Origin of the sequence: Phocaeicola coprophilus DSM 18228 = JCM 13818 (assembly GCF_000157915.1) — a bacterium.
Classification (GTDB): domain Bacteria; phylum Bacteroidota; class Bacteroidia; order Bacteroidales; family Bacteroidaceae; genus Phocaeicola; species Phocaeicola coprophilus.
Window position 1 is genome coordinate 680,042 of sequence record NZ_EQ973643.1, and the last position, 20,890, is coordinate 700,931.

A 20,890-nucleotide genomic window follows, 5' to 3' on the forward strand; every position below is an offset into this window, starting at 1 on the left:
GAATTGGACAGGCAGCCTGATCGAAAACTCGATTTATCTGTCCTGTCCAATTCTTTTATTCCAACATTTATTCCTCTTCGTCCTGTCCTACCTGATTGCCGTACTCCATTTCACCCTGTACGACAAAGAAGACTTCTTCCGGATCGAAAGGTCCCATTCCGTCGTTTGCAGCTTCCTTGACTATGTAGTTTACAATTTCATCCTGATCGATATTGATATAACCTTCTTCGTCAGGCTGTGCATCCAGACACCCGCTGGTTGTATAATAATCCACGATCAGATCGAGAATGTAATACAAATCATCGTCTGAAAACTTGTCTTTCATTTCCTGAGGCAAGTAGTTCTTTATGAACTCCACGCATCTTTCATCGTCCTCATCTTCCAAAAGGAAATCGTCTTCCATTCCCATAGTCTTAGAAATTTAAATGTTATTACTTCAGCAACGCTTCCACTTTAGCCTGCAGAGCAGCTTTTGTGGTAGCACCAACTTGCTTATCTACTACTTCACCATTCTTGATGAACAGCACCGTAGGAATATTACGGACTCCATACTGAGCAGGAAGATCAGCATTGTCATCTACATCACACTTGCCAATATTTACCTGATCCTTGTATTCTTCGGCCAGTTCTTCAATATACGGAGCAATCTGCTTGCATGGTCCACACCATGTAGCCCAGAAATCCAATACTACCGGCTTTCCTTCAGCCAGAATTGCTTCAAAATTGTCATCTTTAATGTTCAGTGCCATAATTTTTCTATCTAATCGTTTTTAAAATTCTACTCCTGCAAATATATACTAATTTATTTTATAGTCCAACATTGGCTGGCTTTTTAAATAATTCACCAGCTCTTTATGGACAGCAATCTTCAATGTCCGTGACATCAGGTTTACATGCATAAGCCCATCTTCATCCCGGATAAAGAAACAGAGTTCGGCATTTCCCGGACTTGCCTTGATCAGGGAAGAAAGTTCCATGATCAGTTCGTCATTGATCGCCGACAGAGGAACTGTCACCGTTAACTTTTCAATTACCCGGTCCTTCACATCCGGCAGAAGTTCAATCGTATTGATCTTTACTTCCCATTCATCAGGCTTCCATTGCCGGGGCTGGCATTTCCCATGCATGAAGAGGAACATTCCTTCGCTGAAGAAGTTTTTCTTCTCTACCCATTCGTTTCCAAAAAAGGCAAACTCCGCCACACCGGAATAATCTTCCACCTTTGCGATACCATAAGGTTTACCTGATTTCGTATATCCTTCACGTACGCCTGTCACAATACCGCCCAATATCAGATCCCTGTTTTGTAAAGGTGTCAGATTCGAAAGCTCCTCCATGTGAACATTGCAAACATTCTCAAGCACCACAGCATATTCATCCAACGGATGGGCCGACAAATAGATACCAACCAGTTCACGTTCCTTGTTCAACCGTTCCAGATCACTCCAGGCTGGAGCAGATATGATTTCAGGAGTGGCAACTTCCACCTCATGCTCACCGCCGAACAGGGAATTGATGGCAGCCGCCTTGTCCATCTGGTACTTACTTCCATAACGGACCAAAGTTTCTACAAAGGTTTCATCCTTGGAATTTTTCATAAAGAAATCCTCCCGCTTGATATTTCCAAAGCTGTCAAAACCTCCGGCCAGTGCCAGGTTTTCAATATTCTTCCGGTTACAAGCCGAAAGATTCACACGCTGTACAAAATCAAAGATGCTCTTGTAAGGACCATTCTTCTCGCGTTCACTCAAAATGCTTTGCACAGCCGACTCACCGACTCCCTTGATTGCTCCCAGTCCGAAACGGATGTCACCCCGACGGTTAACAGAGAACTTCAGCAAACTTTCGTTCACATCCGGACCAAGCACCCGGATACCAGTTGCCTTCGACTCGTCCATCAGTTTCGTGATTTCAGTGATGTTCGAAATGTTTCGGCTCATGGTGGCCGCCATATACTCCGAAGGATAATTTGCTTTCAGATAAGCAGTCTGATAAGCAACCCAGGAATAACAGGTGGCATGCGATTTATTGAACGCATACGAAGCAAATTTTTCCCAGTCAGCCCAGATCTTCTCAAGAACCTTCGGATCGTGTCCATTCTTCTTTCCACCTTCGATAAACTTAGGCTTCATGTGATCCAGCTTGTCGCGCAGCTTCTTACCCATTGCCTTTCGCAAGGCATCTGATTCACCTCGGGTAAAGTCTGCCAACAGACGGGACAGCAACATCACCTGCTCCTGATAAACCGTAATTCCATACGTATCTTTCAGATACTTTTCCATGATCGGAATATCATATTCAATCGGTTTCCGTCCGTGCTTACGGTCGATAAAGTCAGGAATGTAATCCATCGGTCCCGGACGGTAAAGCGCATTCATGGCAATCAGGTCTTCGAAAGTCGAAGGTTGCAATTCCCGAAGGTATTTCTGCATGCCCGCCGATTCAAACTGGAAGGTTCCGATGGTACGTCCGTCACTGTACAAGCGATAAGTTGCCGGATCGTCAATCGGAATCTCGTCAATGTTCAGCACAATTCCCTTGCTGTTTTTAATATTTTCGAGGGCTTCCTTGATAATAGACAAGGTCTTCAGGCCCAAAAAGTCCATCTTGATCAGTCCGGTATCCTCAATAACCGAACCTTCATATTGCGTTACGAGCATCTTTTCGCCCGTTTCCTTATCATCAGCCGTACTTACGGGAACCCAGTCGGTTATATCGTCCCGACAGATGATTGTACCGCAAGCATGTACACCCGTGTTGCGGACATTTCCCTCCAACATCTTGGCGTATTTGATGGTATCCCGCAGGATCGGATCGGAAGAAACCTCAGCAGCCTGCAGTTCGGGTACATACGCTATGGCATTCGGCAAGTTCAGTTTCTTGTCTGGTATCTTGTCAGGTATCAGCTTACAGAGGCGATCTGATTCCGAAAGCGGCAGTTTCTGTACACGGGCCACATCCTTAATGGCCAGTTTGGTAGCCATTGTTCCATACGTGATGATATGTGCCACCTTTTCCTGTCCGTATTTCTCGGTCACCCAGTTCAGCACCCGTCCACGTCCGTCATCATCAAAGTCCACATCGATATCAGGCAATGAGATACGGTCGGGATTCAGGAAACGCTCAAACAGCAGGTCATACTTGATCGGGTCGATTTGTGTAATACCCAGACAGTAGGCAACAGCCGATCCTGCCGCAGATCCACGTCCCGGCCCCACGGATACATCCAGCTTTTCACGTGCGGCAGAAATAAAATCCTGCACAATAAGGAAGTAACCGGGAAAACCCATGGTCTTCATAATGTGGAGCTCAAATTTGATTCGTTCCTGAACTTCTTCATCCAGTTCTTCTCCATAACGGCGACGCGCTCCGTCATAAGCCAGTTTAGCCAGGTAATCTGCCTCCAGCTTGATACGATACAGTTTCTCATATCCTCCCAGACGTTCGATCTTGGCCTTCGCGGAGGCTTCATCCATAACGACGTTTCCATTCTCATCCTGTGTGAACTCGTCAAACAGATCCTTTTCCGTAAACTTCTTCCGGTACTCTTCTTCCGTACCAAACGATTCGGGAATTACGAAGGTCGGCATGATAGGCGCATGATCAATCGAGTAGAACTCCACCTGATCACAAATGTCTACCGTATTCGATAAGGCTTCAGGCACATCTGCAAAGATCTCATTCATCTCCTCACGTGTCTTCATCCATTCCTGCTTGGTATACAGCATCCGGTTCGGATCATCCAGATCTTTTCCTGTACTCAGACAGATCAGACGATCGTGTGCCTCGGCATTTTCTTCATCTACAAAGTGAACATCATTGGTACATACCAGTTTGATGTCATATTTGCGGGCATATTCTATCAGTTTCTGGTTGACAACTTCCTGCAGTTTGAAGGTTTCATGGTTCGCACGGGGAACCGTAGCTTTATGACGCTGCAATTCCAGGTAATAATCGTCTCCGAAAAGATTCTTATACCAGCGGATAGCCTCCTCAGCCTCTTCCAGCTGTCCTGCCGAAATACGCCGGGGCACTTCTCCTCCCAGACAGGCCGAACAGACAATCAACCCTTCATGATATTTTTCCAGTTCCGCACGGTCTGTACGCGGACGCATATAGAATCCTTTTGTCCAGGCTTTCGATACCAGTTTGATCAGGTTATGATATCCTTTCAGATTCTTCGCAAGTACAACCAGGTGATAACCGCTCTGGTCCTGCTTCCCGTCCTTGTCTTCCAGCCGACGCCGTGCCACATACATCTCACAACCGATGATGGGCTTGAACAGCTTTTTACGAGCTGCTTCCAGTTGCTCCTTGCAGGCAGCCAGTTCAGCTTCCGGGTTCTCACTCTCCGCCTTGCCGCTTTCCAGTGCCGCAATCTTTTTCTTCAAGTCCTTAATCTCACCGTTCGTTCCCCCATTCTTCTTATTGACATAATTGAAAAATTCCTTGATACCAAACATGTCTCCATGATCGGTAACAGCAATTCCCCGCATACCATTGGCGATAGCTTTATCTACCAGACGAGGTATGGATGCCTGACCATCCAAAATGGAATACTGGGTATGAACGTGCAAATGAACAAAATCCTGCATGTGTAATCTGATATTTATAAAAACGAATCAAAGATACTCCCCTTTTAGGGAATGAACAAAACTATACGTGTTTTTTATTGAAAAGTTGCATTTAGGTCCCTTTTATTTGCACGGTTGTCAAATTAACTATATTTTTGCACAGAACATATCAGACTTTGTTATGACCCGACTGAATAAGATAAAGAAAAAAATAAGAATACACCGCGAAGGAACCCACATTCTAATCACCAGCGCCCTGATATTGTTACTGCTCAATGCTGCTATCTATTGGGGAACATCGTGTGAACTGCTATTTACCATTGTCCTGGTTGTGAGTGTGATTCTTTATGCCCTGATGGTAAACTTCTTCCGCTGTCCGATCCGTCTCTTCAACGGAGATACGGAAAAGATCGTCGTTGCTCCGGCCGACGGCAAAGTAGTAGTCATCGAAGAAGTTGATGAATATGAATATTTCCACGACCGCCGTCTGATGGTCTCCATATTCATGGATATTACGAATGTACATGCCAACTGGTATCCCGTAGACGGAACAGTCAAGCATGTAGATCATCACAACGGACGCTTCATGAAAGCATGGCTTCCCAAAGCAAGTACGGAGAACGAACGTTCGATGGTTGTCATTGAGACTCCTGAAGGACATACGGTCATGGCCCGACAGATTGCCGGAGCCGTGGCAAGACGAATTGTCACTTATGCAGAAAAGGGAGAAGACTGCTTTATTGATGAACACATGGGCTTCATCAAGTTCGGCTCACGTGTCGATGTCTATCTGCCTTTAGGTACTGAAGTATGTGTCAGCATGGGGCAGAAAACTACCGGAAACCAGACAGTCATTGCCAAACTAAAATAACAGATCAAGGAGGACAGACTATGGCAAACGCTATTACCCGACATATTCCGAATACCATCACCAGCTGTAATTTATTCTGTGGATGCATTGCCAGTTACATGGCGTTCCAAGGCAGTTACGGACTTGCCTTTCTGTTCATCGTAATGGGAGCCGTATTCGATTTCTTCGACGGTATGAGCGCACGCCTGTTACACGTATCCTCTCCATTAGGAAAGGAACTGGATTCACTGGCTGATGACGTAACCTTCGGTGTAGCTCCTTCGGCCATGGTATTTTCTCTGTTCCACGAGGTGACCTATCCGGAATTTCTGATGCCGGTAGCAGAGTATATGCCGTACACGGCTTTTCTCATTTCCGTATTTTCAGCCCTCCGTCTGGGAAAATTCAATATCGACCCGCGACAAAGTACGTCGTTTATCGGACTCCCGACACCGGCCAATACGCTGTTCTGGGCTTCGCTGATTGTCGGTGCACACGATTTTCTGGTGTCTGACAGTTTCAACGCTTTGTGGCTTCTTGTCATGGTGATTGTCATGTCACTTTTACTGATTGCCGAAATTCCGATGTTTTCACTCAAGTTTAAAAACCTGTCGTGGGAACACAACAAAACGAGTTATATCTTCCTCATTGTCAGCATTCCGCTGCTGATATTCCTGCGTACCGGAGGCTTTGCGGCCGTAATCGTATGGTACATTCTTTTGTCATTGATCACCGGACGGAAGAAAAAGCAGTGATCATCGTGGCACGGATCTTGTATGACAGACTGAGAACACAGACGTCACAGCCCATGCAGCTGTTCATCCGCTGTCCGCTTGTCGTCGCAACCCCAAATAGCTTATGTTTCATATTTTAGGATTTATATTTTTCTTTATTCTGATCATTCTGGTCATCGGACTGGCCATCTTGTCGAAAGTAATCCGTACAGTTCTCGGAGTGGGACGCCGCATGAAAGGCGATGAATCAACACGCTACAACCGGTCGGGATCGGCTTCACAGGACTTCGCTCAAAGCCAAAACACAACCCACGAAAATACCCGGAGCAATAACACTTCGGAGGGAAGAAGAAAAGGCAAGGTATTTGATGAAGACGAAGGAGAATACGTAGACTTCGAAGAAATCAAGGAATAAATCATTATATCCTCCCTATAGCCCGCGGGCTTTTTTTTAAACGCCGAAACGTTTTTAAAAAAGACTTCGGCGTTTGAAGAAAAACGTTTCGACGTTTTTTACCCCTGCTTTCTGATCTAAAAAGTATCAGCGCCGCTTCTGAAAAAAGTCTTTCATGAGTTGTGCGCACTCGTCTGCCAGCACACCGCTGGTGACCTGTGTCTTAGGGTGCAAAGCCTGGGGAGCATAGCGCTGGAAACCTCGTTTTTCATCATCGGCACCATAGACCAGCCGTCCGGTCTGTGCCCACGCAATGGCACCAGCACACATCACACACGGCTCAATGGTTACATACAGCGTACAGTTGTTCAGATACTTTCCTCCCAACCATCCTGCCGCAGCTGTAATTGCCTGCATTTCTGCATGAGCAGTCACATCCGTCAAAGTCTCTGTCAGATTATGGGCACGCGCAATAATGCGGTCGCGACATACCACTACCGCCCCAACGGGAACTTCACCCCGATTCGCGGCTTCCCGGGCTTCCTGTAAAGCCTGCCGCATGTAATAAGTATCATCTGCCATGATTCCGTTCGTTATCTTCGCATATCGTGTTCCTTGAATAAAGTAGGATAATCCTCGTCGAGAAGCTGCTGATGAATATAAGACAATACAGTCTCGCGAAGCCAGCGCGCCTTGTTCTTGATCTGATATTTCTCCAGATACCGGTCTACAATCTGCACCTCTTCTTCACTCATCAAGCATACCATCCGCTGTTTGCGGGGAGGAACGGATGAAGGAACTTTTTTTCTAGTCTTTCCCTGATTCACCATATTCTTTTGCAAAATTAATGCACTTCCCTTAAATTCAAAGCATAAAATCTCTATTTTTGCAGAAAAACAAAAATGGCTGCACACAATGAACTGGGAAAAGAAGGCGAAGAAGCGGCTTCTGCTTACCTTTCGTCACGAGGATACCGGATACGGCACAGAAACTGGCACGTCGGCAAACTGGAGTTGGACATCATTGCCGAGAAAGATGGAGAACTGATCGTCGTCGAAGTGAAAACCCGACGAAACACCCGTTTCGGTCTCCCGGAGGAAGCTGTGACGGAACGAAAAATCCGCCGCATTGTTCTGGCAACTGATGCTTACGTAAAAAGATTCGCCATCGATCTGCCTGTCCGCTTCGACATCATCACAGTAACGGGCATACAGCCTCCGTTCTCCATCGAGCACATAGAAGGGGCTTTTCTGTCACCTGTCTGGTAACCCTGTATCCGTGTGACTTCCATTGCATAAAAGGAAACCATCATAGAATGCAACCTAAAACAAAAAGAAACTGCTCATGAATTATCCTGAACCTATCTGGCTGGACGAAACGACGTCCACCAATTCCTATCTGGCTGAACTGTGCGATACCCAAACCTGTCCGGAACTGACCAGCATCTACACTGCTTATCAAAGTGCCGGACGCGGACAAAGAGGCAACAGCTGGGAGTCGGAAGCCGGCGCCAACCTGCTGTTCAGTTTCGTCGTTTATCCGGAATTTCTGGAAGCCCGACGTCAGTTCCTCCTTTCACAAATTACGGCACTGGCCCTGCAAGAGATACTTTCTCTCTATACGGAAGACATCCGGATCAAATGGCCCAACGATATTTACTGGAAAGACAAGAAACTTTGCGGCACCCTGATAGAAAACGACCTGACCGGCACACATATCGGACGGTCCATCTCCGGTACCGGTGTGAATCTCAATCAGGAACAGTTCATCAGTGATGCCCCCAATCCTGTATCACTCTTTCAAATCACAGGTAAGCGGTACGACCGAAGAGTGATTCTGGAGCAGTTCATGGAACGTGCCGAAGCATATTACGAACGCCTGAAAGCCGGAGAAGACAGGCTTATCGCTTCCCGATACAAGGAGCACCTGTATCGCAAAGACGGATTTCATGCCTATCGTGACGGAGCAGGAAATTTCTGTGCCCGGATTCTGGATGTGGAGCCCGATGGCAGACTCATCCTGGAAGATAAAGAAGGAAACAGAAGAGGATACATGTTCAAAGAAGTGGAATACGTCATATGACCAATCAACGAATTCTGCGTATTGCCGTACCGTCGATAATTTCCAACATCACCGTCCCTTTGCTGGGACTGGTGGACGTAACCATTGTCGGCCATCTGGGAGCGGCTTCTTACATCGGTGCCATTGCTGTCGGCGGTATGCTGTTCAGTATGATTTACTGGATCTTCGGGTTTCTCCGCATGGGAACGGGCGGGCTTACCTCACAAGCCTACGGACGCCATGACTTGCCCGAAGTGACCCGTCTGCTGATGCGGTCACTCAGCATCAGTCTGCTCCTGGCTTTCCTGTTACTCGTACTGCAATATCCGATCCGCGCCGTCGCCTTTCTGCTGATCGATGCTAGTCCGGAAGTCCGCACACTGGCCACCCGCTATTTTCAGATCTGCATCTGGGGCGCACCTGCCACACTGGGACTTTACAGCTTTATCGGCTGGTTTATCGGCATGCAGAACTCCCGATTTCCTATGTCCATAGCCATTACACAGAACGTGGTGAACATCGCCGCCAGCCTTTTCTTCGTATATGCTCTCGGCATGAAGGTAGAAGGAGTGGCACTGGGCACCCTGACAGCTCAATATGCAGGTCTGCTGATGGCTTGCCTGCTCTGGCAGCGCTATTACCGGTCATTGCGCAAGTATGCAGTATCAACCCAACGATTATTTGAACGGAAAGCCATGAGCAGCTTCTTTCGGGTAAACCGGGATATCTTCCTGCGCACGCTCTGTCTGGTAGCCGTCACCGTATTCTTTACATCACGGGGAGCAGCCTACGGGGATGTGGTACTGGCTGTAAACACGCTTCTGATGCAACTGTTCACTCTCTTTTCCTACATCATGGACGGCTTCGCTTATGCCGGAGAAGCACTCACGGGCAAATACATCGGCGCACGTAACTATACTGAATTAAGGCGTACGGTGAACCGGCTTTTCGGATGGGGAATTACGCTGGCCATTGCCTTTACCTTATTATATAGTATTGGAGGAAAAGGATTTCTCGGCCTGTTGACGAACGACCAGGCCGTCATCGAGGCGTCCACCGAATATTTCTACTGGGTACTCTGTATTCCACCGGCCGGATTCTCTGCTTTCCTGCTCGATGGAATCTGCATCGGAGCCACTGCTACCCACTACATGCTGCGGGCAATGGCCGTTGCTTCAGCTGCCTTTTTCCTTACTTACTATGGGCTTCAGGAGCAATGGAACAATCACGCACTGTGGCTGGCCTTCATCCTTTACCTCATATTGCGGGGAAGCATACAGGCCTGGCTGGGACGAAAGATTATAACCGCCCGCGATATTGACTATTGAAATAAATATGTTTATATTTGCACGAAAACATTTAAACCCAATTGAACTATGGCAAGATTTAAACGCATTCTGTTAAAACTCAGCGGCGAAAGTCTGATGGGTGAAAAGAAATACGGAATCGATGAGAAACGTCTGGGCGAATACGCACAGCAGATTAAGGAAATACACGAAATGGGTGTACAAATCGGTATCGTCATAGGCGGAGGAAATATCTTCCGCGGACTGAGTGGCGCGGGCAAAGGATTTGATCGTGTCAAAGGCGACCAGATGGGTATGCTGGCCACTGTGATCAACAGCCTGGGACTGAGTTCTGCTCTCGTTGCGGCCGGTGTTAAGGCACGTGTCCTCACAGCAATCCGCATGGAACCAATCGGTGAATTCTACACCAAATGGAAAGCCATTGAAGCCATGGAAAACGGCGAAGTGGTAATCATGTCAGCCGGCACCGGAAACCCGTTCTTTACGACAGATACCGGTTCATCCCTGCGAGGCATTGAAATTGAAGCTGATGTCATGCTGAAAGGAACACGTGTAGACGGCATTTATACTGCTGACCCGGAAAAAGATCCGACAGCAACCAAATTCGATGAAATCACTTATGATGAAGTTCTGGCACGCGGGCTGAAGGTAATGGACCTGACAGCAACCTGCATGTGCAAGGAAAACAATCTGCCCATCATCGTATTCGACATGGATACCGTAGGTAATCTGAAGAAGGTGATGTCTGGTGAAAACATCGGTACACTGGTACACAATTAACCATCATCAGAAAGAAAGAATATGGGGAGTAACAAATCATGGCTGGCCATTCTGCTGGGAACTGCTTATGCATTGTTCTCCCCTTCTGCTATTTTTGCACAGCAGACAGAAACCGATTCAACCCGACTCCGCCTTCCGGATTCCTTTCCTATTGTCCAACGAATCGGAATTGACCTTCGGCCAACTTACATCGCTCCTACCCATGAGTTCCTACGAGGAACAAACAATAAGCAGCATGCCTTACGCAAGGCTTTCTCCGCCCACCTGAAATGGGCTTTTCAGTTTCATCCTTTTTCTGAAACAGGAAGTATCTATCCACACACATATCAGGGAATCGGTCTCTCTTACAATTCTTTTGAATCTGCTCAGGAAATCGGCAGTCCGACAGCCCTCTATGTTTTCCAGGGATCAAGAATTGCCCGGCTGGGACGCAACCTGTCTCTCAACTACGAATGGAACTTCGGAGCTGCTTTTGGATGGAATCCTTATGACCCGTATGACAATGTAAACAACCGAGTGATCGGATCGAAAGTAAATGCTTATCTCAATGTGGGCTTCTTCGTGGACTGGAAGCTCTCTCCTCACTGGAGCATGAATGCCGGAGCAGACCTTACCCATTACTCAAACGGAAATACCAAGTTTCCCAATTCGGGACTGAACCTCATCGGAGGAAGAATCGGTCTGGTCTACACACCGAATCCTGTTATTCCCGAAACGGTTGCAGGCCAGTCGGCTACAATCCCGATGTCCGGCTTTCGAGAACATATCAGCTATGATGTCGTCGTGTATGGCGCCTGGAAACGCAAAGGAGTCTTTATTGACGGACAAGGCTATCTGGCACCCGGCACATTTGCAGTCGCCGGATTCAATTTCAATCCGATGTATAACTTCAGCCACCGCCTGAAAGCAGGCCTTTCACTGGATTTCCAATACGATGAAAGCGCCAACATCGAACAATGGATCGCCACACCCGAAACTCCGGACGATCTGAAGTTCTACCGCCCGCCGTTCCGACAGCAGGCAGGTCTCGGCTTATCTGTACGCGGAGAGTACGTGATGCCGATCTTTGCCATCAACCTTGGCATCGGAGGCAACTTCATCCGAAGAGGAAAAGACCTGAAAGGATTGTATCAGATCCTCGCCCTGAAATGTTCGCTCACGCGCAATGTGTTTCTTCATGTCGGCTATCAGTTAAGAGATTTCCATACTCCCAACAACCTGATGCTGGGACTTGGCTATCGCTTCCACAACTTGAGACGCACGCACTAATCCGGAATAATCAGTCTGCGGACTTCCGCATTCTGCATGTGCGGAATGGAAGTCAGTTCCGTAATCGGTATACCCTGAATTTGTGCCTGCAGGGAACGGTTGATCAGCCCATGAGCTACCACCAACACTCGCATGCCCTGATAATTCTCCATCAGATAATCCCGACAGCGTCCTGCTCTTTCATACAGCATTTCCCTCGTCTCTACATCTTCCGGCTGTTTCTCCAAATCGACAGACTGAATCGGAAGTCCCGTCCAGCTTCCCCAGTCTATCTCCCGCAGCAGCGCTGTCTGCTTCCAGGGCAACGGGCGTCCTGCCATAGCCAGCCGAACCGTATCTGCCACCCGCTGCAAGTCACTGCTGACAATGGCATCCAGTTCTATATCTTTCAGTTTCTCTCCCAGTTCCACAGCCTGCCTTTTTCCCTCTTCCGTCAGCCGTCCCGGCAGATGTCCCTGATATATCCGGCTGATATTCTCTTCCGTCTGACCATGACGGGCCAAATATACTTCAATCATAACTCATTGTTTTTTACTGGCCACAAAATTAAAGGAATAATGAGCCTTCTGCCAGAAAATATCGTGCAAAATCATGCTTTTGCAGAAGAAATCAGGTATTCACCTGACAGGAAGCCCGCATATCAGACAAGAAAACAACGGAACTGTTGTAAATAAACAAAAAATAACCTACCTTTGCTTACATCATTTTTTTGATTAAAACCACTCATTTGAATTACTTTAAAAATTAAGTACAATATGGCAGATTCTAAAACAATTATCAGCGCAGCTGAAGAAAAAATGGATATGGCAATCATGTATCTGGATGAATCATTGGCTCACATCCGTGCAGGCAAGGCAGATGTTCGCTTGCTGGATGGTATCAAAGTAGATTCTTACGGAAGCATGGTTCCTATTAACAATGTAGCTGCAGTGACAACTCCTGATGCCCGCAGCATCGCCATCAAACCGTGGGATAAAAGTATGTTCCGCGTTATTGAAAAAGCTATTATTGACTCTGAACTGGGTATCATGCCGGAAAACAACGGAGAAATCATCCGTCTGGGTATTCCTCCTTTGACTGAGGAACGACGCAAACAACTGGCTAAACAGTGCAAAGGCGAAGGCGAAACAGCCAAGGTAAGTGTCCGCAATGCACGCCGTGATGCCATTGATGCACTCAAAAAAGCCGTAAAAGACGGTATGCCGGAAGATGAACAGAAAAACTCTGAAGCCAAGCTGCAGAAAGTGCATGACAAATACATCAAACAGATTGATGACATGCTGGCAGCCAAGGATAAGGAAATCATGACAGTATAAACGCAATTGAAGGAATGTGCCGCCCGGTCTCTCCTAACAGATGAGACACAGGACGGCACATCCCGTTCATTCAGCATATTCTATGAAGAAAGGCTTAGTCATTAAAAATACAGGTAGCTGGTATCTGGTCAAGACAGACGACGGAGAAATGGTTGAATGTAAAATCAAGGGAAACTTTCGCCTGAAAGGAATCCGAAGTACCAATCCGATCGCCGTAGGAGACCGCGTACAGATTGCGCCCAATACGGAAGGAACCGCTTTCATTGCCGAAATAGAGGACAGAAAAAACTATATCATCCGACGCGCCTCCAATCTATCCAAACAATCACACATCATTGCAGCTAATCTGGACCAGTGCATGCTGGTGGTTACGGTCAACTATCCGGAAACCTCTACCATTTTCATTGATCGTTTTCTTGCTTCTGCGGAAGCTTATCAGGTTCCGGTATGTCTCGTATTTAACAAAGTGGATCGCTATACGGAAGAAGAACTGCATTATCTGGAAGGCCTGATCCATCTTTACACTTGCATCGGATATCCTTGTTTCCGTATTTCGGCACTGGAAGGAACAGGCGTTGCCGAACTGAAAGAGGCACTGAAAGGCAAGGTCACCTTGTTCTCCGGCCATTCGGGTGTCGGAAAATCAACTTTAATCAATGCCATCCTTCCCGAGCAGCAACTGAAAACAGGAGAAATATCGGCTTATCACAACAAGGGAATGCATACAACCACCTTCTCTGAGATGTTCCCCGTGGACGAAGAAAACGGCTACATCATCGATACTCCGGGAATCAAAGGCTTCGGAACTTTTGACATGAAAGATGAAGAAGTCGGACATTACTTCAAGGAGATCTTCAAGTTTTCGGCTGATTGCAAATATAACAACTGCACCCATCGGCATGAGCCCGGATGTGCGGTCCGCGAAGCTGTTGAAAACCATTATATCAGCGAATCGCGTTATACGTCTTACCTGAATATTCTGGAAGACAAGGAAGAAGGAAAATACAGGGCTGCTTATTAAGCCGCAAACATATATCTGCATAAGATATGCGGACAAGATTAAAAATAAATCATTTATCAACAAACAACAGACTATAACCATGAAGGCAACCATTTGCAAATATTTCTTATATACCATACTGGGAGCATCACTCTCATACAATGCCTATGCTACTTCACCCCAAAAACCGACTCCAGAACAAAAGGGGCTGGCTACAATTAATCAGGAAAGTGCCAAAGCTCAGGTGGGCTTTCTGGCTTCTGACGAACTGGAAGGACGGGAAGCCGGATGGAAAAGCGGCCGTATTGCAGGAAATTATATCGCTTCTCTTCTGCAACAGATGGGCATGAAGCCTTTATCCAATGATTATTTCCAGCCTTTCGATGCGTACCGGGTAGAACGTCAGAAAAAAGGAAGACTGCAGGTTCATCCGGATTCCATCGCACTCATCCGGGAAGGTGTACACCAGAAATACAGCATGCGCAATGTACTGGCAAAAATAGAAGGAAAGAATAAAGATGAGATTGTGATTATCGGTGCACATTATGATCACCTGGGCATTGATCCGATGCTCGACGGTGACCAGATTTACAATGGTGCCGATGACAATGCTTCCGGTGTTTCTGCCGTACTGCAAATAGCGCGTGCCTTCCTGGCTACGGGAGAACAGCCGGAACGTACGGTTATCTTTGCTTTTTGGGACGGAGAAGAGAAAGGATTGCTGGGTTCCCAATATTTTGCCCTCAGCTATCCCGATATAAATAAGGTAAAGGGATATCTGAACTTCGACATGATCGGACGCAACAATGACGAATCTCGTCCCAAGCAGGTTGTTTACTTCTACACAGAAGGAACCCCGGCTTTTGGCGAATGGCTGAAGAAGGATGTCGAGAAATATAATCTCCAGCTGGAACCCGATTACCGTCCATGGGACAAACCGGTAGGAGGAAGCGACAACAGCACATTTGCCAAACGAAATATTCCGATCATGTGGTATCACACCAACGGACATCCGGATTATCACCTGCCAGGTGACGAACCCGCAAAAATCAATTGGAACAAACTGGTAGAAATAACCAAAGCTTCTTTCCTGGGCATGTGGAAAATGGCTAACGAATCATTCTAATCATCTTCAAAATCAATTGCTATGAAAAAATACATCAAATGGGGAATTGTGATTATTGTCGGAGCCGGTTTGACTACTTTGGGTATCCACACATTTACTCCCAGAGAAAATGAAGACCTGGCTGCCGTGAAGGATGTTGCCCCGACACAGAAAAACAGAAGTCTCAATATTAATGCACAAATCATCAGACCTCACCTGCTGACAGACGAATTGTTTGTCAGCGGGAAACTGATGCCTGATGAAGAAGTCGATCTTTCCTTTGAAGCATCAGGAAAGATTGTGGACATCAATTTCACGGAAGGAACTTTTGTAAAAAAAGGACAATTACTGGCAAAGGTAAACGACAGTCAGCTTCAGGCTCAACTGAAGCGTCTGGAAGCTCAAATGCCTTTGGCTGAAGACCGCGTATTCCGTCAAAACGCCTTGCTGCAACGGGATGCCGTCAGTAAAGAAGCCTATGAACAGGTAAAGACCGAACTGGCTACGCTCCATGCAGACATTGAAAATGTAAAAGCCAATATCGCCATGACTGAATTGAGAGCTCCCTTCGACGGAGTTATCGGTTTGCGTCAGGTCAGTGTGGGTGCCTATGCATCTCCTTCAACCGTTATTGCCAAACTGACCAAGATAACTCCCTTAAAGGTGGAATTCGGTATTCCCGAACGATATGCCCGCCAGGTCAAAAAGGGAACAAATCTGGATTTCATGATCACAGGCCGGCTGGAAACCTTCCGGGCACAAGTCTATGCAACAGAATCACGCATTGATCCCAATACACTGACACTAACTGTCAGAGCGCTTTATCCCAATACACAAGGAGAACTGATTCCCGGCCGCTATGCCGACATCCAGCTCAAACGGGAAGAAATCAAAGATGCCATCGCCATTCCCTCGGAAGCCATTGTCCCCGAAATGGGCAAGAACAAGGTATTTGTCTACCGCTCCGGAAAGGCTGAACCGGTAGAAGTTGCGCTGGGCATCCGTACAGAAGCAGAAGTCCAGATACTGAAAGGACTGGCAGCCGGTGATACCATCATCACTTCGGGTACCCTGCAGTTGCGTAAAGGAATGTCAGTCGTCATTGATCAACTCAACTAATTGCCTGCGCCTATGAATATTTCCGAACTTAGCATACGCAGGCCCGTATTGGCCACTGTGCTTACCATCATTATTCTGCTTTTCGGTCTGATCGGCTATACCACACTGGGAGTACGTGAATATCCCTCTGTCGACAATCCCATCATTTCCGTATCATGCAGCTATCCGGGAGCCAATGCCGAAGTCATAGAGAATCAGATTACGGAACCGCTTGAACAGAACATCAACGGTATTCCGGGTATCCGGTCCCTTTCCAGTGTGAGCCAGCAGGGACAAAGCCGTATTACCGTAGAATTCGAATTATCTGTCGATCTGGAAACAGCCGCCAATGATGTGCGCGATAAGGTTTCGCGGGCTCAACGTTACCTCCCGCGTGACTGCGACCCTCCTACCGTATCCAAGGCTGATGCTGATGCTACGCCGATCCTGATGGTTGCCATTCAGAGTGACAGCCGTTCGCTTCTTGAACTGAGTGAAATAGCCGACCTGACTGTCAAGGAACAGTTACAGACCATTTCCAATGTGAGCAGCGTTTCCATCTGGGGTGAGAAAAGATATTCCATGCGTTTGTGGCTGGATCCTAACAAACTGGCCGGTTATGGAATTACTCCCGTAGACATCAAGAATGCCATCACCAATGAAAATCTGGAGCTACCTTCCGGCAGCATTGAAGGTAATACCGTGGAACTGACCTTACGCACCATGGGACAGATGCACACGGCCAAGGAATTCAATAACGTAATCATTAAGGAAGTCAACGGACAAGTAATCCGCTTCAGCGATATCGGTTATGCCGAACTGGGAGCAGCCGATATAAAGAGTTACATGAAAATGAACGGCGTGCCCATGGTAGGTGTTGTTGTCATTCCCCAACCGGGAGCCAACCACATTGAAATTGCAGATGCCGTCTACGAACGCATGGAACAAATGCGCAAGGACCTTCCTGAAGACGTAACATACAGTTATGGATTCGACAGCACCAAGTTCATCCGTGCCTCCATTGCCGAGGTTGAGAGTACCGTGTACGAAGCCTTCGTACTGGTTATCATTATTATCTTCCTCTTCCTCCGCGACTGGCGTGTAACCTTGATCCCGTGCATTGTCATCCCCGTGTCACTGATCGGAGCGTTCTTCGTTATGTATGTGGCCGGTTTCTCCATCAATGTCCTGACCATGCTGGCCGTTGTTCTGTCGGTGGGTCTGGTGGTGGACGATGCCATCGTTATGACCGAGAACATTTATATCCGTATTGAAAAAGGAATGAAACCTTTTGATGCCGGTATCGAAGGAGCCAAGGAAATTTTCTTTGCGGTCATTTCCACGACCATCACGCTGGTAGCCGTATTCCTCCCCATTGTATTTATGGAAGGAACCAGCGGCCGCCTGTTTCGCGAATTCAGTTTTGTAGTTGCCGGTTCTGTGATTATTTCTTCCTTCGCTGCATTGACTTTCACCCCGATGCTGGCGACCAAATTATTGATCAAACGAGAAAAGCAAGGATGGTTCTACCGGAAGACAGAGCCTTTCTTTGAAGGCATGAACCGGATTTACGGCCGTTCGCTGGACAAATTTCTCAGCAAACGGGTCATTGCAATTCCCTTTACCCTGATTACACTTGTCTTGATTGCCTTCCTGTGGAATAAGATTCCGGCTGAAATGGCTCCCCTGGAAGACCGTTCAAAAATTACGATCAGTACAAGAGCTGCCGAAGGAGCCAGCTACGAATACATCCGCGATTATACGGAAGACATCAACGATCTGGTTGACTCCATCGTTCCGGATGCAGCAGCTGTAACCGCCCGTGTATCCAGCGGAAGTGGAAACATCCAGATTACTCTGAAAGATATTCAGGATCGTGACTACACCCAGATGCAGGTGGCAGAAAAGATCTCCAAAGCCATCCGTACCAAGACCAAGGCCAGAACATTCGTCCAACAGCAGTCTTCCTTTGGAGGACGTCGAAGCAGTATGCCGGTACAATATGTCTTGCAGGCTGTCAGTATCGACAAGCTGGAAAAGGTCCTTCCTGAATTCCTGAATCGGGTATATGATAATCCGACGTTCCAGATGGCCGATGTCGATCTGAAGTTCAGCAGCCCTGAAATGCGGGTGAACATCAACCGCGACAAGGCAGGAAGTATGGGAGTCAACGTACGCGATATTGCCGAAACGCTGCAATACGGACTGAGCGGACAGCGCATGGGATATTTTTACATGAACGGAAAACAATATGAGATCCTGGGACAGATCAACCGTCAGCAACGTAACCAGCCTGCCAACATCAAGTCCATTTATATCCGGAATGACAAGGGACAAATGATTCAGATGGACAATCTCGTAGAGTTCGTCGAGGCTATTGCACCGCCGAAACTCTATCACTACAACCGTTTCATTTCAGCCACCATCTCTGCGGGACTTGCCGAAGGAAAGACCATCGGAGAAGGACTTGACGAAATGGACAAGATTGCTTCGGAGGTATTGGATGAAACATTCCGTACTGCTTTGTCCGGAGATTCCAAGGATTACCGGGAAAGTTCATCCAGTCTGATGTTTGCGTTCATCCTGGCACTGGTCCTGATTTATCTGATTCTGGCCGCTCAGTTCGAGAGTTTCAAGGATCCGTTCATCATTATGCTTACCGTTCCTCTGGCCATTGCCGGAGCTTTGGTCTTCATGTTCTTCGGCGACATAACAATGAACATCTTCAGTCAGATCGGTATCATCATGCTGATCGGTCTTGTTGCCAAGAATGGTATTCTGATCGTTGAGTTTGCCAATCAGAAACAGGAAGCGGGAGAAAACAAGATGCAAGCCATACGGGATGCTGCCTTACAACGTCTGCGTCCGATCCTGATGACAAGTGCATCTACTATCCTGGGATTACTTCCCCTCACCTTTGCTACCGGTGAAGGAGCCAATCAGCGTATTGCCATGGGTACAGCCGTTGTGGGAGGAATGCTGGTATCTACCTTCCTGACCATGTACATCGTTCCGGCAATTTATTCATATATATCTACCAACCGTGAAAAGAAGGAAAACAAAGTATGAAACGAATCATAAACTTACTTATCCTGTTTCTGGGCATCGGAGCAAATCTCCATGCCCAGTATCCCTATACACTTCAGCAATGTCTGGAAGAAGGACTGATGAACAATTATTCCCTGAGAATCTCACGCAATGAAGAACAAATCAGCAAAAATAATGCAACACTGGGAAATGCCGGGTATCTGCCTACCGTAGATCTTACCGCCGGTTACTCCGGAAACGTGAATAATACGGACACCGAAGAACGCAGTACAGGCAATACCATCAGTAACCGGGGCGTATTTGACCAGACTCTTGATGCCGGTCTGGATGTCAGCTGGACAATCTTCGACGGATTTAACATCAGCACGACCTACAAACAGCTGAAAGAACTGGAACGTCAGGGAGCAACTAACACACGGATCGCCATTGAAGACTTCATTGCCAGTCTGACTGCGGAATATTATAATTATATCCAGCAGGAAATCCGGCTTAAGAACTTCCGCTATGCAGTCTCATTGTCCAAAGAACGACTGCGCATCGTGGAGGAACGGTACCACATCGGAAACTTTTCCCGACTGGACTATCAGCAGGCAAAAGTGGACTTCAATGCAGACAGTGCCTCATATATGAAACAGCAGGAGCTGGTACATACCTCGCGCATCAACCTAAATGAACTGATGGCAGCCAAGGATATGGACCGCCCCATTCAGGTCAAAGACTCTGTCATCGATCTCAACGATCGTCTGGATTTCACCGAATTGTGGAATGCCACACTGACGACCAATGCCAGTCTGCTCCGGGCTGACCAGAATTCAACATTGGCACAGCTGGACTATAAGAAGGTGCTTTCCCGGAACTATCCTTACGTAAAGCTGAATGCCGGATATGGATATACGTTCAACAAATATGATATCAATGCTACCCGCATACGCAACAACTGGGGATTCAACGGTGGCATTACAGTCGGATTCAATATTTTCGACGGTAACCGCAAAAGAGAAAAACGCAATGCCAGTCTGGCTATCCGCAACGCCCAGCTGGAGCGCGATGAACTGGAACAGGGACTGCGTGCTGACCTCAGCAACCTTTGGCAAGCCTACCGGAATAATCTCCGTCTGCTGAATCTGGAAAGACAGAACCTCATTGCTGCCAAAGAAAACCATGAAATAGCCAAGGAACGCTATCTACTGGGAGACCTGTCGGGTATCGAAATGCGTGAAGCACAGAAGAGTCTGCTGGATGCCGAAGAACGGATCCTTTCTGCGGAATACGACACGAAGATGTGCGAAATATCCCTCTTGCAGATCAGCGGAAAAATCACGGAATACCTGAAATAACTCTGCGGCTTCTTGGG

20 protein-coding genes are annotated in these 20,890 nt (G+C 47.3%); 14 read left to right on the top strand and 6 right to left on the bottom strand.

Annotation, left to right across the window (positions count from 1 at the left end; genetic code table 11):
- Window positions 1-67 precede the first annotated feature (67 nt).
- From BACCOPRO_RS10845 to dnaE, 3 genes are read right to left on the bottom strand one after another with little or no spacing between them, the layout of a single operon-like run.
- On the bottom strand, window positions 68-409 hold the full coding sequence (locus tag BACCOPRO_RS10845; protein ID WP_008143588.1) for a hypothetical protein: 342 nt from the start codon (window positions 407-409) through the stop codon (window positions 68-70).
- Between the two features lie 22 nt (window positions 410-431).
- Window positions 432-749, bottom strand: a complete 318-nt coding sequence (gene trxA / locus BACCOPRO_RS10850) for a thioredoxin (RefSeq protein ID WP_008143591.1) — start codon at window positions 747-749, stop codon at window positions 432-434.
- A gap of 48 nt (window positions 750-797) precedes the next feature.
- On the bottom strand, window positions 798-4,595 hold the full coding sequence (gene dnaE, locus BACCOPRO_RS10855; protein ID WP_008143592.1) for a DNA polymerase III subunit alpha: 3,798 nt from the start codon (window positions 4,593-4,595) through the stop codon (window positions 798-800).
- 160 nt (window positions 4,596-4,755) lie between these two features.
- Here dnaE and BACCOPRO_RS10860 point away from each other — a divergent pair, with 160 nt between their 5' ends.
- From BACCOPRO_RS10860 to BACCOPRO_RS10870, 3 genes are all read left to right on the top strand, one after another.
- A complete protein-coding gene (locus BACCOPRO_RS10860) occupies window positions 4,756-5,445 on the top strand; it encodes a phosphatidylserine decarboxylase family protein (protein ID WP_040311438.1) in 690 nt (229 codons plus the stop codon).
- A 20-nt stretch (window positions 5,446-5,465) separates the two neighbouring features.
- Window positions 5,466-6,179, top strand: a complete 714-nt coding sequence (pssA, locus tag BACCOPRO_RS10865) for a CDP-diacylglycerol--serine O-phosphatidyltransferase (protein ID WP_022277634.1) — start codon at window positions 5,466-5,468, stop codon at window positions 6,177-6,179.
- A gap of 103 nt (window positions 6,180-6,282) precedes the next feature.
- Entirely contained in the window at window positions 6,283-6,573 is a 291-nt protein-coding gene (locus BACCOPRO_RS10870) for a DUF4834 family protein (RefSeq protein WP_008143595.1), read from the top strand.
- 126 nt (window positions 6,574-6,699) lie between these two features.
- Here BACCOPRO_RS10870 and BACCOPRO_RS10875 read toward each other — a convergent pair whose 3' ends face one another.
- Both BACCOPRO_RS10875 and BACCOPRO_RS10880 read right to left on the bottom strand, forming a co-directional pair.
- Window positions 6,700-7,134 carry a nucleoside deaminase gene (locus BACCOPRO_RS10875; protein ID WP_008143596.1) on the bottom strand — a complete coding sequence of 145 codons (435 nt, stop codon included), beginning with the start codon at window positions 7,132-7,134 and terminating at the stop codon, window positions 6,700-6,702.
- A gap of 11 nt (window positions 7,135-7,145) precedes the next feature.
- Complete coding sequence (locus tag BACCOPRO_RS10880; RefSeq protein ID WP_008143598.1) at window positions 7,146-7,382, bottom strand: hypothetical protein; 237 nt, start codon at window positions 7,380-7,382, stop codon at window positions 7,146-7,148.
- 72 nt (window positions 7,383-7,454) lie between these two features.
- Between BACCOPRO_RS10880 and BACCOPRO_RS10885 the strand changes: the two genes are divergently transcribed.
- The 5 genes from BACCOPRO_RS10885 (at window position 7,455) to BACCOPRO_RS10905 (ending at window position 11,969) form a co-directional block, all read left to right on the top strand.
- Window positions 7,455-7,820 carry a YraN family protein gene (locus tag BACCOPRO_RS10885; protein WP_008143599.1) on the top strand — a complete coding sequence of 122 codons (366 nt, stop codon included), beginning with the start codon at window positions 7,455-7,457 and terminating at the stop codon, window positions 7,818-7,820.
- Between the two features lie 76 nt (window positions 7,821-7,896).
- Complete coding sequence (locus tag BACCOPRO_RS10890) at window positions 7,897-8,634, top strand: biotin--[acetyl-CoA-carboxylase] ligase (RefSeq protein ID WP_008143600.1); 738 nt, start codon at window positions 7,897-7,899, stop codon at window positions 8,632-8,634.
- Window positions 8,631-9,941 carry an MATE family efflux transporter gene (locus BACCOPRO_RS10895; protein ID WP_008143601.1) on the top strand — a complete coding sequence of 437 codons (1,311 nt, stop codon included), beginning with the start codon at window positions 8,631-8,633 and terminating at the stop codon, window positions 9,939-9,941. Before BACCOPRO_RS10890 ends, BACCOPRO_RS10895 begins: the two co-directional genes overlap by 4 nt.
- Window positions 9,942-9,989: 48 nt before the next feature.
- A complete protein-coding gene (gene pyrH / locus BACCOPRO_RS10900; RefSeq protein WP_008143602.1) occupies window positions 9,990-10,700 on the top strand; it encodes a UMP kinase in 711 nt (236 codons plus the stop codon).
- A gap of 21 nt (window positions 10,701-10,721) precedes the next feature.
- On the top strand, window positions 10,722-11,969 hold the full coding sequence (locus BACCOPRO_RS10905) for an acyloxyacyl hydrolase (RefSeq protein ID WP_008143603.1): 1,248 nt from the start codon (window positions 10,722-10,724) through the stop codon (window positions 11,967-11,969).
- On the opposite strand, the gene BACCOPRO_RS10910 is transcribed toward BACCOPRO_RS10905, so the two are convergent.
- The gene (locus BACCOPRO_RS10910) at window positions 11,966-12,487 is read right to left on the bottom strand and encodes a histidine phosphatase family protein (RefSeq protein ID WP_008143604.1); all 522 of its coding nucleotides are present in this window, start codon (window positions 12,485-12,487) and stop codon (window positions 11,966-11,968) included. The genes BACCOPRO_RS10905 and BACCOPRO_RS10910 overlap by 4 nt on opposite strands.
- Window positions 12,488-12,724: 237 nt before the next feature.
- Here BACCOPRO_RS10910 and frr point away from each other — a divergent pair, with 237 nt between their 5' ends.
- The 6 genes from frr to BACCOPRO_RS10940 all read left to right on the top strand — a co-directional run bounded on the left by frr (window position 12,725) and on the right by BACCOPRO_RS10940 (window position 20,873).
- On the top strand, window positions 12,725-13,285 hold the full coding sequence (frr, locus tag BACCOPRO_RS10915; protein WP_008143607.1) for a ribosome recycling factor: 561 nt from the start codon (window positions 12,725-12,727) through the stop codon (window positions 13,283-13,285).
- Window positions 13,286-13,367: 82 nt separating this feature from the next.
- Window positions 13,368-14,306 (top strand): ribosome small subunit-dependent GTPase A, encoded by a 939-nt coding sequence (gene rsgA / locus BACCOPRO_RS10920; RefSeq protein WP_008143608.1) that lies wholly within the window; start codon window positions 13,368-13,370, stop codon window positions 14,304-14,306.
- A gap of 79 nt (window positions 14,307-14,385) precedes the next feature.
- Entirely contained in the window at window positions 14,386-15,411 is a 1,026-nt protein-coding gene (locus BACCOPRO_RS10925; RefSeq protein WP_008143609.1) for a M28 family metallopeptidase, read from the top strand.
- A 21-nt stretch (window positions 15,412-15,432) separates the two neighbouring features.
- The gene (locus BACCOPRO_RS10930; RefSeq protein WP_008143610.1) at window positions 15,433-16,509 is read left to right on the top strand and encodes an efflux RND transporter periplasmic adaptor subunit; all 1,077 of its coding nucleotides are present in this window, start codon (window positions 15,433-15,435) and stop codon (window positions 16,507-16,509) included.
- 12 nt (window positions 16,510-16,521) lie between these two features.
- Window positions 16,522-19,557 (top strand): efflux RND transporter permease subunit, encoded by a 3,036-nt coding sequence (locus BACCOPRO_RS10935; RefSeq protein ID WP_008143611.1) that lies wholly within the window; start codon window positions 16,522-16,524, stop codon window positions 19,555-19,557.
- Window positions 19,554-20,873 carry a TolC family protein gene (locus BACCOPRO_RS10940; RefSeq protein ID WP_008143612.1) on the top strand — a complete coding sequence of 440 codons (1,320 nt, stop codon included), beginning with the start codon at window positions 19,554-19,556 and terminating at the stop codon, window positions 20,871-20,873. The genes BACCOPRO_RS10935 and BACCOPRO_RS10940 overlap by 4 nt, the downstream gene beginning before the upstream one ends.
- Window positions 20,874-20,890: the final 17 nt, after the last annotated feature.

Coding starts and splice junctions, on each gene's coding strand:
- BACCOPRO_RS10845 (WP_008143588.1), bottom strand. CDS start 409: ATGGGAATGGAAGACGATTTCCTTTTGGAAGATGAGGACGATGAAAGA.
- trxA (WP_008143591.1), bottom strand. CDS start 749: ATGGCACTGAACATTAAAGATGACAATTTTGAAGCAATTCTGGCTGAA.
- dnaE (WP_008143592.1), bottom strand. CDS start 4,595: ATGCAGGATTTTGTTCATTTGCACGTTCATACCCAGTATTCCATTTTG.
- BACCOPRO_RS10860 (WP_040311438.1), top strand. CDS start 4,756: ATGACCCGACTGAATAAGATAAAGAAAAAAATAAGAATACACCGCGAA.
- pssA (WP_022277634.1), top strand. CDS start 5,466: ATGGCAAACGCTATTACCCGACATATTCCGAATACCATCACCAGCTGT.
- BACCOPRO_RS10870 (WP_008143595.1), top strand. CDS start 6,283: ATGTTTCATATTTTAGGATTTATATTTTTCTTTATTCTGATCATTCTG.
- BACCOPRO_RS10875 (WP_008143596.1), bottom strand. CDS start 7,134: ATGGCAGATGATACTTATTACATGCGGCAGGCTTTACAGGAAGCCCGG.
- BACCOPRO_RS10880 (WP_008143598.1), bottom strand. CDS start 7,382: ATGGTGAATCAGGGAAAGACTAGAAAAAAAGTTCCTTCATCCGTTCCT.
- BACCOPRO_RS10885 (WP_008143599.1), top strand. CDS start 7,455: ATGGCTGCACACAATGAACTGGGAAAAGAAGGCGAAGAAGCGGCTTCT.
- BACCOPRO_RS10890 (WP_008143600.1), top strand. CDS start 7,897: ATGAATTATCCTGAACCTATCTGGCTGGACGAAACGACGTCCACCAAT.
- BACCOPRO_RS10895 (WP_008143601.1), top strand. CDS start 8,631: ATGACCAATCAACGAATTCTGCGTATTGCCGTACCGTCGATAATTTCC.
- pyrH (WP_008143602.1), top strand. CDS start 9,990: ATGGCAAGATTTAAACGCATTCTGTTAAAACTCAGCGGCGAAAGTCTG.
- BACCOPRO_RS10905 (WP_008143603.1), top strand. CDS start 10,722: ATGGGGAGTAACAAATCATGGCTGGCCATTCTGCTGGGAACTGCTTAT.
- BACCOPRO_RS10910 (WP_008143604.1), bottom strand. CDS start 12,487: ATGATTGAAGTATATTTGGCCCGTCATGGTCAGACGGAAGAGAATATC.
- frr (WP_008143607.1), top strand. CDS start 12,725: ATGGCAGATTCTAAAACAATTATCAGCGCAGCTGAAGAAAAAATGGAT.
- rsgA (WP_008143608.1), top strand. CDS start 13,368: ATGAAGAAAGGCTTAGTCATTAAAAATACAGGTAGCTGGTATCTGGTC.
- BACCOPRO_RS10925 (WP_008143609.1), top strand. CDS start 14,386: ATGAAGGCAACCATTTGCAAATATTTCTTATATACCATACTGGGAGCA.
- BACCOPRO_RS10930 (WP_008143610.1), top strand. CDS start 15,433: ATGAAAAAATACATCAAATGGGGAATTGTGATTATTGTCGGAGCCGGT.
- BACCOPRO_RS10935 (WP_008143611.1), top strand. CDS start 16,522: ATGAATATTTCCGAACTTAGCATACGCAGGCCCGTATTGGCCACTGTG.
- BACCOPRO_RS10940 (WP_008143612.1), top strand. CDS start 19,554: ATGAAACGAATCATAAACTTACTTATCCTGTTTCTGGGCATCGGAGCA.